We start from the raw sequence: 15,132 nt of genomic DNA on the forward strand, positions 1-15,132 counted from the left end.
CAGGGTCGCGCCATCGACGGCGTCGACGAAGGCATCGTCGACGTAGGCGCGGGTCTCGAAGCCTTGCTCGACCAGCGAGGCGGCCAGCGCCTGCCAGTCGTCACGGGTCGTCGGGGCGGGGCTCATGCGCGAATCTCCTCTCGCGGGGCGTTGTCGGTCACCGCATGCTCGGCCAGGCGAGCCGCGGTCTCGTCGAGCGCCTGGCGGGCCAGGCGCACCAGTTCATCGATCTCGTCGCGGGTGATCACCAGGGGCGGCGAGATGATCATGGTATCGCCCACCGAGCGCATCACCAGCCCCGCCTCGAAGCACAGATCGCGGCACAGGTTGCCGGCGCCCAGCGACTTGTCGAAGCGCGTACCCGAGGCCTTGTCGGCGACCAGCTCCAGGGCGCCCATCAGCCCCAGCGAGCGCGCCTCGCCGACGATGGGATGCTTGCCCAGCTCGGCCCAGCGCCGGGCCAGATAGGGCCCCAGATCATCGCGCACGCGATCGACCACGCCCTCGGCCTCCAGCAGCTCCAGGTTCTTCAGCGCCACGGCGGCGCAGGTGGGATGCCCCGAGTAGGTGAAGCCGTGGAAGAACTCGCCCCCCTCCTCGATCAGGGCCTCGGCCACCCGATCGCCGACCAGCACGCCGCCGATCGGCAGGTAGCCCGAGGAAAGCCCCTTGGCGATCGGCATCAGGTCCGGCTCGAGGCCGAAGTGCTGACTGCCGAACCACTCGCCGAGGCGGCCGAAGCCACAGATCACCTCATCGGCGACCAGCAGGATATCGTACTTGGCCAGCACGGCCTTCACCGCCGGCCAGTAGCTCGCCGGCGGCATGATGGCGCCGCCGGCTCCCTGGACCGGCTCGGCGATGAAGGCGGCGACGTTCTCCTCGCCGAGCTCGAGGATCTTGTCCTCCAGCGCCTCGGCGCAGCGGCGGCCGAAGGCCTCCGGCGACAGGTCACGGCCCTCGCCAAACCAATAGGGCTGCGCGACATGAGCGATCTCCGGCACGCAGGGCCCACCCTGGTCGTGCATGGGCGCCATGCCGCCGAGACTCATGCCGGCCAGGGTGGAACCGTGATAGCCGTTCTCGCGGCCGATGACCCAGCGCTTGCCGGGGCGCCCCTTCAGCGCCCAGTAGCGGCGCACCATGCGCAGCACGGTGTCGTTGGCCTCGGAGCCCGAGCCGGTGAAGAAGACATGATTGACGTGTGCCGGGGCGAGCTCACAGAGCTTCTCGGCCAGCTGCAGGGCCGGCGGGTGCGTGGTCTTGAAGAAGGTGTTGTAGTAGGGCAGCCGCTCGAGCTGAACGGTCGCCGCCTCGACCAGCTCGCGACGGCCGTAACCCAGGTTCACGCACCACAGTCCCGCCATGCCGTCGAGGATACGGTGCCCCTCGCTGTCGTGGATGTAGACGCCCTCGGCATGGGTCACGACGCGGCTGCCCTCCTCGCCCAGCGCCTTGAAATCGGTGAACGGATGAAGATGATGCGCGCGGTCGCGGGCCTGATATTGCGATGTCTGCATGATGATTCTCCTTGATGACACGCGCGGCCGATCAGGCCGGGGTCGCGACCGGGGCGGCGACGCGAGCATGGTCGCCACAGGCCTCGGCGAAGCCGCGGAAGATGGCGTCGTAGAGCGGATGCTCCCGAGGCTGCCATTCGGGATGCCACTGCACGGCCAGGGTGAAGCCCGGCGCATCGGTCACCGAGATGGCCTCGACCAGGCCGTCCGGCGCCTGGGCCTCGGCGGTCAGACCCTCGCCGAGGCGGTCGATGCCCTGCTGGTGCAGGGAGTTGACCCGAGAGAGAGGCTCGGGATACAGCGCCGCCAGGCGTCCGCCCGGGCGAATCGAAAGCTCGTGGGCCGGCGCATACTGGGCCGCCCGCTCGCCCGCCGGCTCGCGATGATCGAGCATGCCGGGCACGGTCTGAACCGCCTGGTGAAGACTGCCGCCGAAGGCCACGTTGAGTTCCTGGAAACCGCGGCAGATCCCCAGCAGCGGCAGACCGAGGTCCAGCGCCGCCGGCACCCAGGCCATGGCCGCGGCGTCGCGATGACGATCGCCACGGGTGTTCTCGGGCGCCCGCTCGGCGCCATAGCGGGCTGGCTCGACGTTGGTGTAACTCCCGGTCAGCAGCAGGCCGTCCAGCCGTGACAGCAGCGGTGTCACAGCGGCGGCGTCGCCCCCCTCCCAGACCGGCAGTATCACCGGCTCGAGCCCGTAGTCGCGCAGCGCGCTCAGGTACTTGTCGGTCACCATATGGGCGGGATGTCCTTCCACCTCACGGCGACAGGCGATCACTCCCACCAGGGGTCGGCTCTGCATGGCAGCCTCCTCGAAACGACAGGACAGAAAGTTGTTATGGTTTGCTCAACATATCTTGGTTGCTTAATCTTGCCAACCCGACGAAAGCACCAGCACCGGCTGGCAAAGCACAAGCCAATGATATTATTGAAATAACAATCAAAAATACGGAAGTCACCACATTGTCAAAAGCGCCATCAGCGTAAAAAATTTGACAACAAAAGCGAAGAACACCAATGATGACGACCATGCCAACATCCTAAAAACAGGTGTCATCATGCCCTCTCACCCCGTCGACGAAGCCCGCGACTTTCTGGCCCGCCACCCCGAGGTCACCAGCATCGATCTGCTGATCAGCGACCTCAACGGCGTGATGCGCGGCAAGCGCATCCCCCGCGACAACCTGGAAAAGGCCTTCGAGCACGGCATCAACCTGCCGGCCTCGGTCTTCGCTCTGGACATTCTCGGCAACACGGTGGAAGCCACGGGACTGGGACTGGACACCGGCGACGGCGACCGCGTCTGCCGCCCCGTGCCGGGCACCCTGATGCCGACGCCCTGGCTGCGCGATGGCCGCCAGGCGCAGCTGCTGATGACCATGGAAGACAGCAACGGCGGCCCGTACCCCGTCGACCCGCGTCAGCTGCTCGCCGGCGTGCTCGAACGGCTGAAGCGGGAAGGCCTCACCCCGGTGGTGGCGGTGGAAATGGAGTTCTACCTGGTGGATCGCAGCCGAAACGAACTGGGCATGGTGCAGCCGCCCTGTTCACCGGCGACGGGCGAGCGCGCCACGCATAGCCAGCTCTACTCGATCAGCGAGCTCGACGAATACGCGGACTTCCTGGAGGAGGTGCACACCGCCGCCGAGACCCAGGCCCTCCCGCTGGATACCGCCCTGAAGGAATGCGCCCCCGGTCAGTTCGAGATCAACCTGATTCACTGCGACGATGCCCTGGCGGCCTGCGACAGCGCCGTGCTGCTCAAGCGCCTGATCAAGGGCATCGCCCTGCGGCACGGCTTCGAGGCCACCTTCATGGCCAAGCCATACGGCGACGAGGCCGGCAACGGCACCCACGTGCATATCAGCCTGCTCGACGAGAGCGGGCACAACGTCTTTGCCGCCGAAGACGGCGACCCGCTGGGCACCCCCCGGCTCAAGCAGGCGGTGGCCGGGCTGCTGGCGATGATGCCGGCCTCGATGGCCCTGTTCGCGCCCAACCTCAACTCCTTCCGCCGCTTCCAGCCCGGCCTCTACGTGCCCATGTCGCCGACCTGGGGCTTCGACAACCGCTCGGTGGCGGTGCGCATTCCTTCCGGCCCCAACGCCGCACGGCGCCTGGAGCACCGCGTGGCCGGCGCCGACGCCAACCCCTACCTGCTGGTCGCCACCCTGCTGGCGGCCATCGAACACGGCCTGCACCAGCAGATGACGCCTCCGCCGGCGATCACCGGCAATGCCTACGACCAGGTCGCCCCCAGCCTGACCAACAGCTGGAGCCAGGCCCTGGACCTGCTCGAGGAGAGCAAGGCGCTCACCGAAGCCCTGGGACCACAGTTCCTGCGCGTCTTCCTCGCCAACCGCCGTGCCGAGCGCGACCAGGCCATGCAGGCGGTCAGCAAGCTGGAATACGACTGGTACCTGCGCCACGTCTGAGCAGGAAAGCCATCCTTCCACCTTCGACCGTGGGCGGCATCACCGCCCGCGGGGACGCGGCACGGTCGCGCCGGCAACGATCACAACGACCCAAGGCTCGCCTCGCGCCTGCCGAACCTCACAACACCACAAGATGGAGGTCGTCATGAGCACCACCCACCCCTTCTCACCCTCGCTGCCGGCCCGGGACGGTACCGGCCGCACCCTGCTGCTGGTGCTGGCCGTGCTGGGCACGGTCACCGCGCTGACGCTGACCCACGAGGCAGGCAGCGACTACGGCTGGGCCAGCCTGGTCCCCTCGCTGATCGTGCTGGTGGTGGCCATTGCCACGCACCGTACCCTCGAGGCGCTGGCCATCGGCGCGCTGTCCGGCCTGATCATGCTGCAGCCGGAGGACTTCGTCGGCGAGCTGGCCGACATCTCGCTGTCGGTGATGATGAACGAGACCATCGCCTGGCTGATCCTGGTCTGCGGCCTGATGGGCGGCTTCATCGCCATGCTCGAGAAGTCCGGCTGCACCCTGAGTTTCAGTCACGTCATGACCCGACTGGTCAAGACGCGCCGTCAGTCGATGCTCAGCACCGCGCTGCTGGGCGTGCTGATCTTCATCGACGACTACTTGAACGCCCTGGCGACCTCGGCGGCCATGAAGCGTCTCACCGACCGCTTCGGCGTCTCGCGCGAGAAGCTGGCCTATATCGTCGACTCCACGGCGGCGCCGATCTGCATCCTGGTGCCGATCTCCACCTGGGCGGTGTACTTCGCCGAACTGCTGAAAACCAACGGCGCCACCGACGGCCCCGGCATGGGACTCTACATCGCCTCTATCCCGTTCATGCTCTACGGCTGGGTGGCCATGGGCCTGGTGGTGCTGGTGGCCAGCGGCAAGCTGCCCGACATCGGCCCGATGAAGGCCGCCGAAGCCCGCGCCCGGGCCGGCCAGCCGATCCCCGACGGCGCTCCGGACGAAGCCCTGGGGGAGACGACGCCCAACCAGTCGCCGTGGCGCGGCGTGTTCAACTTCCTCGCCCCCATGGCGGTGCTGATCGGTGCCAGCGCCTACTTCGAGATCGACCTGCTCAAGGGCGTGATGGTCGCCACCCTGTTCACCCTGGTGCTTTACCTCATCCAGCGCCTGGCGACCTTCGCCAGCCTGATGGACGGCATCATGGACGGCTTCCGTACCATGATGCTGCCGCTGGCCATCGTCGCCGTGGGCTTCGTGCTGCGCGAGGTCAACGACCAGCTGGGCATGACCCAGTTCATGATCGATGCCCTCGCCCCCTATCTGACGCCGGCGCTGCTGCCCGTCCTGGTGTTCGTGTCCATGGCGGTGGTGGTGTTCGCCACGGGCTCTTCCTGGGGCGTGTTCGTGATCTCGATCCCCATCGTGGTCCCCATGGCCCAGCACATGGATGCCCCGATGCCGCTGGTGGTGGGTGCCCTGCTGTCGGCCTCGAGCTTCGGCAGCCACGCCTGCTTCTTCTCCGACTCCTCGGTGCTGTCCTCACAGGGCAGCGGCTGCCTGCCGATGCAGCACGGCCTGACCCAGTTCCCCTACGCGCTGATCGGCGCCCTGATCACCGCCGGCGGCTTCCTGGCGCTGGGCCATGTCCTGACCTGAGCCTGACCTGAACCAGGCCTGTCACGCGGCGCCGTCCGGCGCCGCGTGCGTCAATCCGGCAGCAGCGACTCGATGCCCTCCACCTGGCCGCAGCGATCCGGCCGGTAGCCCGGCAGCTCCGCCACCGCCGCCTGGAACGCCTCGCCGGCGATCACCTGACACAGCGACTGCAGCTTGGGCTCCGCCAGGCTGCGCCGATGACCGACCAGCAGATAGTCCTCCAGCGCCAGCGGCACGAAGTCGAGACCGAAGCGCCGCGCCGCCGCCTCCACCCCGAAACCGACCTCTGCCATGCCGGCAGCGACATAGGCCGCCACCGCCGAGTGGGTGTATTCCTCGAGTTCATAGCCGCGGATGCGCCGCGTCGCGAGCCCTTCGCCCTCGAGGAGGCCGTCCAGCAGCGCCCGGGTGCCCGACCCCACCTGGCGATTGATGAAGCGCACCTCGCCCTTGGCCAGATCGTTCAACCCTTTGACACCCAATGGATTTCCCGGCGCCACGATCAATCCCTGGCGTCGGGTGATGAAGCGGATGACGCGATAGCTGCGCGGCTTGAGCAGGTCTCGATAGCCGCGGCTCACCCGCTTGCCGACCTCCCCCCGCGGCAGGTGGAAACCGGCCAGATCGCAGGCCCCGCGATGCAGCGCCGAGAGGGCCTCACGGGAACTACAATATTGCAGATCGAGGCGCAGCTCATCGAGATAGGCCGGGAGCAGCTCCACGGCATAGCCGTGGGTGGCATAGAGCCGCAGCACCGGCTTGACGCCCTCGAGGGTCTGCTGGATGGCGAGGTTGAGCTCGGAGCCCAGGCTCTCCAGCTGCGGCCCCAGTCGGGCAATCACCCGCTGCTCGGCCCACAGCAGCTTCTCGCCCAGTGGCGACAGTCGTGCCCCCTTGCCACGCTCGAGGTCGACCAGGGCGATGCCGAAGAACTCGCCCCACTTGTTGAGCAGGTTCCAGGCATGGCGATAGGAGATACCGACAGCCTCGGCGGCCTGGGTGAGCTTGCCGTGGCGATGCACCGCCTCGAGCAGGCCGAACAGCTTGGGATCGAGCTGGTTACCGGCCTCGTCGCTGAAGTACCAGGCCGGCGTGATGCGGATACGCTTCATGTGAAGTAAGTTTCATATTTCGCCGTGGAAACACCAATGCTAGCTTTACCGCGACCGTGACGCACGCCCCGCCCAAAATATGAAGAAGCGTGCATATTTAAAAGCCAGCTACAATGATAACCAGGGGTACTCGATGAACGATTCCCGAGAGTGGACGCCCCAGGCGGTCCAGGCCGAGATCGACGCCCTGAAGCACAAGCCCGGCGCCCTGCTGCCGATCCTGCACGCCCTTCAGGACCGCTTCGACCATGTGCCCGAGGGCGCGGTGCCGATCATCGCCGAATCGCTGGGCCTCACCCGCGCCGAGGTGCACGGGGTGATCAGCTTCTACCACCATTTCCGCACCTCGCCGCCGGGCCGCCATGTGGTCCAGGTGTGCCGCGCCGAGGCCTGTCAGGCCCGCGGTGCCCGCACCCTGGAAGCCCATGCCCAGGCCACCCTCGGCGTCGGCTACCACCAGACCACCGCCGACCGCGAGATCACCCTCGAGGCCGTCTACTGCCTGGGCAACTGCGCCTGCGGCCCCTCGGTTCGCGTCGACGACCAGATCCTCGGCCGCGTGACGCCCGAGAGCTTCGATGCCCTGGTCGATGAACTCCGCACCCAGCCGCTGGAGGTGCTCGGATGAGTGTCCGCGTCTTCGTTCCCCGTGATACCACCGCCCTCTCGCTGGGCGCCGACGCCGTCGCCACGCGCCTGGAGCGCGAGGCCGAACGCCGCGGCCTCGAGCTGACCGTGGTGCGCAACGGCTCCCGCGGCCTGGCCTGGCTCGAGCCGCTGGTCGAGGTCGAGACCCCCGCCGGCCGCGTCGCCTATGGCCCGGTGACGCCCGCCGACGTGCCGTCGCTGCTCGATGAGGGCCTGCTCGAGGGGCGTGACGGCCACGCGCTGGCCCAGGGGCCGACCGAGTCGATCCCCTATCTCGCCCGACAGCAGCGCCTGACCTTCGCCCGCATCGGCGTGACCGATCCGCTGTCGGTCGATGACTACAAGGCCCACGACGGCTTCCGCGGCCTCGAGGCCGCGCTGGCGCTCGAGCCCCAGGACATCGTCGAGGAGGTCAAGGCCTCCGGCCTGCGCGGCCGCGGCGGCGCGGCCTTCCCCACCGGCATCAAGTGGCAGACCGTGCTCGACGCCCCGGCGGACCAGAAATACATCGTCTGCAACGCCGACGAGGGCGACTCCGGCACCTTCGCCGACCGCCTGGTGATGGAGTGCGACCCGTACGTGCTGATCGAGGGCATGGCCATCGCCGGGCTCGCCGTGAACGCCACCCAGGGCTACATCTACCTGCGCTCCGAGTACCCGCTGGCCAAGGAGATCCTCGACGACGCCATCGCGCGCGCCGAGGCCGCCGGCTACCTGGGCGACGACCTCCAGGGCAGCGGCCGGACCTTCCATCTGGAAGTGCGCATGGGCGCCGGCGCCTACATCTGCGGCGAGGAGACCTCGCTGCTGGAGAGCCTCGAGGGCAAGCGCGGCCTGGTGCGCTTCAAGCCGCCGCTGCCGGCCATCGAGGGCCTGTTCGGCCGCCCCACCGTGGTCAACAACGTACTGTCGCTGGCCGCCGTGCCCTTCATCCTCGCCGAGGGCGCCGAGGCCTACGCCAACCATGGCATGGGGCGCTCCCGCGGCACCCTGGCGCTGCAGCTGGCCGGCAACGTCAAGCGCGGCGGCCTGATCGAGCTGGCCTTCGGCACCACCCTGCGCACCCTGATGGAAGACTTCGGCGGCGGCACCGCCAGCGGTCGTCCGCTGCGCGCCGTGCAGGTCGGCGGTCCGCTGTGCGCCTATCTGCCCGAGAGCCAGTGGGACATGCCGCTGGACTACGAGACCTTCGCCGAGGTCGGCGCGGGCGTCGGCCACGGCGGCGTGGTGATGTTCGACGACAGCGTCGACATGGCCGAGCAGGCCCGCTTCTCGATGGAGTTCTGCAAGGAAGAGTCCTGTGGCAAGTGCACGCCCTGCCGCATCGGCTCGACCCGCGGGGTGGAGGTCATCGACCGCATCCGTGCCGGCGAGAACCGCGACGCCAACCTCGAGCTCCTCGGTGAGCTCTGCGAGACCATGGAAGACGGTTCGCTGTGCGCCATGGGCGGCATGACGCCCTTCCCGGTGCAGAGCGCCCTGAAACACTTCCCCGACGACTTCCAGCGCGCGCCGGAAGGAGACCGCTCATGATTCAGCACTTCGATCCCAGCCAGCACGACAAGGCACTGGCCAAGGACCTGGGCACCCCGGCACCGGCCGCCGACGCGGCCCCGGTGAGCGTCGAGATCGACGGCGTCGAGATCACCGTGCCCGAGGGCACCTCGGTGCTGCGCGCCGCGGCCCTGGCCGATATCAACATTCCCAAGCTGTGCGCCACCGACAGCCTGGAAGCCTTCGGCTCCTGCCGACTGTGCGCCGTCCAGGTCGAGGGCCGGCGCGGCACGCCGGCGGCCTGCACCACCCCGGTGGCCGAGGGCATGAAGGTCACCACCCAGAACGACCGCCTGGCCCGGCTGCGCCGCAACATCATGGAGCTCTACATCTCCGACCACCCGCTGGACTGCCTGACCTGTCCGGCCAACGGCGACTGCGAGCTGCAGGACATGGCCGGCGCGGTGGGCCTGCGCGAGGTGCGCTACGGCTTCGAGGGCGAGAACCACCTGGCCGCCGAGACCGACCACTCCAACCCCTACTTCAGCTTCGATCCCAGCAAGTGCATCGTCTGCTCGCGCTGCGTGCGGGCCTGCGAGGAGGTGCAGGGCACCTTCGCGCTGACCATCGACGGCCGCGGCTTCGACTCGACGGTGGCCGCCGGACAGGACGAGGCCTTCATGGACTCCGAGTGCGTGTCCTGCGGCGCCTGTGTCCAGGCCTGCCCGACCTCGACGCTGATGGAGAAGAGCGTCATCGACGCCGGCCAGCCCGAGCACAGCGTGATCACCACCTGTGCCTACTGCGGCGTCGGCTGCTCCTTCGAGGCCCAGATGAAGGGCGACCAGCTGGTGCGCATGGTGCCCTACAAGGGCGGCGACGCGAACCACGGCCACTCCTGCGTCAAGGGCCGCTTCGCCTTCGGCTACGCGACCCACCCGGACCGCATCACCTCGCCGATGATCCGCGATGCCATCGACCAGCCCTGGCGCCCGGTCGAATGGGACGAGGCGATCTCCTTCGCCGCCAAGCGCCTCACGGCGATCCAGGACGAGCACGGCCGCGAGAGCATCGGCGGCATCACCTCCTCGCGCTGCACCAACGAGGAAACCTACCTGGTGCAGAAGCTGATCCGCGCGGCCTTCGGCAACAACAACACCGATACCTGCGCCCGGGTCTGCCACTCGCCCACCGGCTACGGCCTGAAGACCACCCTGGGCGAGTCCGCCGGCACCCAGACCTTCGACTCGGTGATGGAAGCCGACGCCATCATCGTGATCGGCGCCAATCCCACCGATGCCCACCCGGTGTTCGGCTCGCTGATGCGCAAGCGCCTGCGCCAGGGCGCTTCGCTGATCGTCGCCGATCCGCGCCGCATCGACCTGCTCAAGACGCCGCACCTCGAGGATGCCCAGCACCTGCCGCTGCGCCCGGGCACCAACGTGGCGCTGGTCAACGCCCTGGCCCACGTGGTCGTCACCGAGGGCCTCGAGGATCACGACTTCATCGCCAAGCGCTGCGACACCGAGGCGTATCGCGCCTGGCGCGATTTCATCGGTGAGGAGCGCCACTCCCCGGAGGCCACCGAAGCCATCACCGGCGTGTCCGCCGAGGCCGTGCGCCGCGCCGCGCGCACCTACGCCACCGCCGGCAACGGCGCCATCTACTATGGTCTGGGCGTCACCGAGCACAGCCAGGGCTCGACCATGGTGATGGGCATCGCCAACCTGGCGCTGGCCACCGGCAACATCGGCCGCGAGGGCGTGGGCGTGAACCCGCTGCGCGGCCAGAACAACGTGCAGGGCTCCTGCGACATGGGCTCCTTCCCCCATGAGCTGCCGGGCTACCAGCACGTCGCCGACGTCGCGGCGCGCGGCCGCTTCGAGGATGCCTGGGGCGTCAAGCTCGACGACGAGCCGGGCCTGCGCATCCCCAACATGTTCGACGCCGCCATCGAGGGCAGCTTCAAGGCGCTCTACGTGCAGGGCGAGGACATCGCCCAGTCGGACCCCGACACCCAGCACGTGGAGGCGGCGCTGCGCTCGCTGGACTGCCTGATCGTCCAGGACATCTTCCTCAACGAGACCGCCAAGTACGCCCACGTGCTCCTGCCGGGCTCGAGCTTCCTGGAGAAGGACGGCACCTTCACCAACGCCGAGCGCCGCATCAACCGCGTGCGCAAGGTGATGCCGCCGGTGGCCGGCAAGGCCGACTGGGAGGTCACCGTCGACCTGGCGCGTGCACTCGGCTACCCGATGGAGTACACGCATCCGTCCGAGATCATGGACGAGATCGCGCGGCTCACGCCGACCTTCTCCGGGGTCAGCTACGACAAGCTCGACGAGCTCGGCAGCCTGCAGTGGCCGTGCAACGACGAGCATCCCGAGGGCACCCCGACCATGCACGAGGTGGACTTCCCGATCGGCCGCGGCCGCTTCGCGATCACCGAGTACGTGGCCACCGAGGAGCGCGCCAATCGCCGCTTCCCGCTGCTGCTGACCACCGGGCGGATCCTGTCCCAGTACAACGTCGGCGCCCAGACCCGGCGCACCGACAACCAGGTGTGGCATGACGAGGACGTGCTGGAGCTGCACCCCTCCGACGCCGAGGTGCGCGGCATCCAGGACGGCGACTGGCTGGGCATCACCAGCCGCTCCGGCCAGACGGTGCTGCGGGCGCGGCTCAGCGAGCGCATGCAGCCGGGCGTGGTCTACACCACCTTCCACCACCCGGGCAGCGGCGCCAACGTGATCACCACCAGCAGCTCCGACTGGGCCACCAACTGCCCCGAGTACAAGGTGACCGCGGTGCAGGTCGAGAAGGTCAGCCAGCCGTCGCAGTGGCAGCGCCGCTTCGATGAGGTCGACCGTCAGCAGCGCGAATACCTGGCCACGGCCAGGGACGCCGCCTCATGAGCCGTCGAGGGACGCCCTCGCCCGGCGACGGCGCCCCTCCCCTGACGCACCGGCGCGTGGAGGTCCACCGCGGTGCGTCGGGCCGGGACGCCGACGCGGTCGACGACGCCCTGGCACTGGAGGTGCCGGTGGCGCTGGTCTACAACGGCATCTCCCACGCGGTGATGATGGCCAGCCCCGCCGACCTCGAGGAGTTCGCGCTGGGCTTCAGCCTCACCGAGGGCATCCTCGCGCACCCCCATGAGTGCTACGACCTGGAGGTGCACGAGGCGCCCGGCGGGCTGACGGTACAGCTGAGCATCGCCAGCCAGCGGCTGGCGGAGCTCAAGGAACGCCGCCGCAGCCTGGCCGGCCGCACCGGCTGTGGCCTGTGCGGCACCGAGGCGCTGGATCAGGCGATCCGCCCGATCCCGAGGGTCAAGGCGCCGGCGCTCGACGACGACGCCATCCAGCACGCCCTCGGGGCCCTTGCCGACCACCAGGCGCTGCAGGCGGCTACCGGGGCCACCCATGCCGCCGCCTGGTGCGAGGCCGACGGCCGGGTGCGGCTGGCACGCGAGGATGTCGGGCGCCACAACGCCCTCGACAAGCTGATCGGCGCCCTGGCCCGGGAGGGCGGCCCCAGCGACGGCGGCTTCGCCCTGGTCTCGAGTCGCGCCAGCTACGAGATGGTGCACAAGAGCGCCAGCGCCGGCATCGGCGCCCTGGTGGCCGTCTCGGCGGCCACCTCGCTGGCGGTGGAACAGGCCGAGCAGGCCGGGCTGCTGCTGGTCGGCTTCGCCCGTCCCGGCCGCCACCTGATCTATCATCGCCCCGTCGACGCCTCGTCGGCGCGGGCCCAAGGTTGTTGAGGAGCAGAGCATGTCGCACGATCAAGGCGAGACCCTGGTGCATATGGTCAATCAGATCGCCACCAACCTGAGCGGCGGCCGCGAGGAAGCCGAGGCCGTGGAGGGCGTCTGCAGCCACCTGGAGAAGTTCTGGGCCCGAGCCATGAAGCAGCGCATCGTCGCCTGCCTCGACGAGCCCGACGCCGGCGGCCTGGAACCGGTGGCCCGCCAGGCCGTGGAGCGGCTGGCCGAGCAACAGGCCCGCAAGGCGGGCTGACACGGGTCGCCCCGCTCCGCGGAGCAGGCACAACGCAGAAGGGCCGCCCCAATGGGGCGGCCCTTCTGTCTGTTGTTTCCTGCCGTTCTTGACTTAGTGCCGGCACCTGCCGCACGTCGGAGCCCCATCAGCTCTGGCTGCGGGGCTCGCCCCACTGCGGCTCGCCGTTCACGACGCGCACCGTCTCGCCCTGGGGGCGCTGGTCCAGCCGGCTGGTGTGCGACTGGCCGTCATAGCGCCAGCTGACCTCGTAACCGGTGGTCTCCTGGTGGGAATCGGTGACGGTGTGGCAGCGCTGCTCGGTGGTGGAGACGGTCTGGCCGGCCTCGACCCGCTGCTGAACCTCGCGGCCGGCGAGGCCGCCGCCGATGGCACCGGCTACGGTGGCGATCTTCTTGCCGCTGCCGCCGCCGACCTGATTGCCCAGCAGCCCGCCGACGATGGCGCCGGCCGCCGTGCCGACCACGCTGTGCGGATCGCGGGTCGGCGCCTGGCGCTGCACCACCACGTTCTCGCACACCTCGCGCGGGGTCTCCACGGTGCGGGTCAGGGGTTCCACGCCGGTGATATCGGCGAACTGGGGCTGACGGCTTTCCTGGACCTGCCAGGCGCCGAAGGCCATGCCGCCGAGGCCCAGTACCGCCAGGACGCTGCCCACCACGATCGACTTGCTCATGTTCGTTACCTCTCGTCGGGCGCTCGTCACGCCGCTCGCTGGAATCCTGGAACACTGCTCCAGCGGTTGCGATGGCGGCCGGGGCTTCCCGCCCCGCACCGGTGCCCGACAGTATCGACCGTCCGCGTCTGCGGCTCCAGACCGGTCGAAGAGGTTTCACACTTGCTGCGCCACCGTCGGCGAGCGGCGACAGCGGGCTGGGTAGCATGCCTGCCATGGCGTCATCGCGACGCAGGTGCCCCCTCAGATGCCCAGGCGATCGCGCGTCTCGTAGTACCAGGCGCCCATGGCCGAAAGCGGCACGCGCAGCATCCGCCCGCCCGGGAACGGCAGGTGCGGCAGTCCGGCGAAGGCATCGAAGCGCTCCTCGCGTCCGGTCATGGCCTCGGCGATCAGACGACCGGCCAGGTGGGTGCAGGTCACGCCGTGGCCCGAATAACCCTGGGCGTAATAGACGTTGTCGTTGATCACGCCGAACTGCGGCAGCCGGTTGAGCGTCATCAGGAAGGTGCCGCTCCAGGCATAGTCGACGCTCACGTCCGCCAGGCCCGGGAAGGTCTTGAGCATCTTGGGCCGGATCACCGCCTCGATGTCGGCCGGGTCCTGGCCACCGTAATTGACGCCACCACCGTAGATCAGCCGGTTATCGGCGGTCAGGCGGAAATAGTCGAGCAGGTAGTTGCAGTCCTCGACCGCCAGGTTATTGGGCAGCAGCGCCCGGGCGCGCGCCTCGTCCAGCGGCTCGGTGGTGATGATCTGGGTACCGCAGGGCATCGACTTGCCCTCCAGCGCCGGCATGATGCCCTGGTGATAGGCATTGCCGGCCATCACCACGCGCTCGGCGATGACCGTGCCGCTGGGCGTGGCCAGGCGCACCGGCTGGCCATGCTCGATGGCCGTCACCGGCGTCTGCTCGTGGATCACGCCGCCCAGGGACTCGATGGCGGCGGCCTGGCCAAGCACCAGGTTGAGCGGATGGAGGTGCCCGCCGGAGTGATCGACCAGCGCGCCCACATAGCGCTCGGTGCCCACCTCGCGCTTCACGTCTTGACCGTCGAGCAGTTCCAGCTCGCGATGGCCGTAGCGCTCCCACAGCGCCTTGTGCTCCACCAGCCCCTTCATCTGCTTGGCATTGCAGGCGGCGAAGAGGTTACCGTCGCGCAGGTCGCAGTCGATGCCGTAGCGCGCGATCCGCTCGCGGATGATGCGATTGCCCTCGAAGGCCATGTCGCCCAGCGCCCGTGCCGTCCCGTCGCCGTACTTCTCCTCGATGACGTCCATGTCGCGGCTGTAGCTGTTGACGATCTGGCCGCCGTTGCGCCCGGAGGCGCCAAAGCCGACCCGAGCGGCTTCCAGTACCACCACCTTGAGGCCCTTCTCGGCCAGGTGAAGGGCCGCGGAGATGCCGGAGAAGCCCGCGCCCACCACGCAGACGTCACAGCTCGTTTCCCCCTCCAGGGCGGGTCGCTCAGGGGCCGAATTGGCGGTGGCGGCGTACCAGGAGCCGACGTGTTCGGTTTCGTTCGAGACGCGCATAGAGCCTCCAGATGGTTATTTTATTTAACACACTGGAGCCAATATTACGGCGCAACCGCGTA

The 15,132-nt window shown here is 68.7% G+C and carries 13 protein-coding genes; 7 read left to right on the forward strand and 6 right to left on the reverse strand.

What is annotated here, in order from left to right; genetic code table 11:
• Window positions 1–122 precede the first annotated feature (122 nt).
• The 3 genes from CVH10_RS12150 to CVH10_RS25325 are packed head-to-tail and all read right to left on the reverse strand — an operon-like array spanning window position 123 to window position 2,554.
• Window positions 123–1,520: an aspartate aminotransferase family protein gene (locus CVH10_RS12150; protein WP_106488823.1), complete on the reverse strand. Its 1,398-nt coding sequence runs from the start codon at window positions 1,518–1,520 to the stop codon at window positions 123–125.
• A 31-nt stretch (window positions 1,521–1,551) separates the two neighbouring features.
• The gene (locus CVH10_RS12155; RefSeq protein ID WP_106488824.1) at window positions 1,552–2,325 is read right to left on the reverse strand and encodes a gamma-glutamyl-gamma-aminobutyrate hydrolase family protein; all 774 of its coding nucleotides are present in this window, start codon (window positions 2,323–2,325) and stop codon (window positions 1,552–1,554) included.
• A gap of 34 nt (window positions 2,326–2,359) precedes the next feature.
• Complete coding sequence (locus CVH10_RS25325; protein WP_146142931.1) at window positions 2,360–2,554, reverse strand: hypothetical protein; 195 nt, start codon at window positions 2,552–2,554, stop codon at window positions 2,360–2,362.
• Window positions 2,555–2,581: 27 nt separating this feature from the next.
• On the opposite strand from CVH10_RS25325, the gene CVH10_RS12160 reads away from it, so the two are divergent.
• Together CVH10_RS12160 and CVH10_RS12165 are read left to right on the forward strand one after the other, a co-directional pair.
• Window positions 2,582–3,958, forward strand: coding sequence for a glutamine synthetase family protein (locus tag CVH10_RS12160; protein WP_106488825.1), 1,377 nt, complete (start codon window positions 2,582–2,584; stop codon window positions 3,956–3,958).
• Window positions 3,959–4,103: 145 nt separating this feature from the next.
• Window positions 4,104–5,582 (forward strand): Na+/H+ antiporter NhaC family protein, encoded by a 1,479-nt coding sequence (locus tag CVH10_RS12165; protein ID WP_035597875.1) that lies wholly within the window; start codon window positions 4,104–4,106, stop codon window positions 5,580–5,582.
• 50 nt (window positions 5,583–5,632) lie between these two features.
• On the opposite strand, the gene CVH10_RS12170 is transcribed toward CVH10_RS12165, so the two are convergent.
• The gene (locus CVH10_RS12170) at window positions 5,633–6,694 is read right to left on the reverse strand and encodes a substrate-binding domain-containing protein (protein ID WP_035597874.1); all 1,062 of its coding nucleotides are present in this window, start codon (window positions 6,692–6,694) and stop codon (window positions 5,633–5,635) included.
• A 133-nt stretch (window positions 6,695–6,827) separates the two neighbouring features.
• On the opposite strand from CVH10_RS12170, the gene CVH10_RS12175 reads away from it, so the two are divergent.
• Genes CVH10_RS12175 through CVH10_RS12195 form a run of 5 tightly spaced genes read left to right on the forward strand, consistent with a single transcriptional unit; the run spans window position 6,828 to window position 12,858 of the window.
• The gene (locus tag CVH10_RS12175; RefSeq protein WP_035597873.1) at window positions 6,828–7,322 is read left to right on the forward strand and encodes a formate dehydrogenase subunit gamma; all 495 of its coding nucleotides are present in this window, start codon (window positions 6,828–6,830) and stop codon (window positions 7,320–7,322) included.
• Window positions 7,319–8,875 carry an NADH-quinone oxidoreductase subunit NuoF gene (locus CVH10_RS12180; RefSeq protein ID WP_106488826.1) on the forward strand — a complete coding sequence of 519 codons (1,557 nt, stop codon included), beginning with the start codon at window positions 7,319–7,321 and terminating at the stop codon, window positions 8,873–8,875. Before CVH10_RS12175 ends, CVH10_RS12180 begins: the two co-directional genes overlap by 4 nt.
• Window positions 8,872–11,751 carry a formate dehydrogenase subunit alpha gene (gene fdhF / locus CVH10_RS12185; protein WP_035597867.1) on the forward strand — a complete coding sequence of 960 codons (2,880 nt, stop codon included), beginning with the start codon at window positions 8,872–8,874 and terminating at the stop codon, window positions 11,749–11,751. The genes CVH10_RS12180 and fdhF overlap by 4 nt, the downstream gene beginning before the upstream one ends.
• Window positions 11,748–12,602 (forward strand): formate dehydrogenase accessory sulfurtransferase FdhD, encoded by an 855-nt coding sequence (fdhD, locus tag CVH10_RS12190; RefSeq protein ID WP_035597864.1) that lies wholly within the window; start codon window positions 11,748–11,750, stop codon window positions 12,600–12,602. The genes fdhF and fdhD overlap by 4 nt, the downstream gene beginning before the upstream one ends.
• Before the next feature lie 10 nt (window positions 12,603–12,612).
• A complete protein-coding gene (locus CVH10_RS12195; RefSeq protein ID WP_035597861.1) occupies window positions 12,613–12,858 on the forward strand; it encodes a formate dehydrogenase subunit delta in 246 nt (81 codons plus the stop codon).
• 127 nt (window positions 12,859–12,985) lie between these two features.
• Here the strand turns inward: CVH10_RS12195 and CVH10_RS12200 are convergent, their stop codons facing one another.
• On the reverse strand, window positions 12,986–13,534 hold the full coding sequence (locus CVH10_RS12200; protein ID WP_035597858.1) for a glycine zipper 2TM domain-containing protein: 549 nt from the start codon (window positions 13,532–13,534) through the stop codon (window positions 12,986–12,988).
• Between the two features lie 243 nt (window positions 13,535–13,777).
• Window positions 13,778–15,070: an FAD-binding oxidoreductase gene (locus tag CVH10_RS12205; RefSeq protein WP_046079806.1), complete on the reverse strand. Its 1,293-nt coding sequence runs from the start codon at window positions 15,068–15,070 to the stop codon at window positions 13,778–13,780.
• Window positions 15,071–15,132 lie beyond the last annotated feature (62 nt).

The organism is Halomonas sp. ND22Bw (assembly GCF_003011945.1).
Lineage (GTDB): Bacteria > Pseudomonadota > Gammaproteobacteria > Pseudomonadales > Halomonadaceae > Halomonas > Halomonas halophila.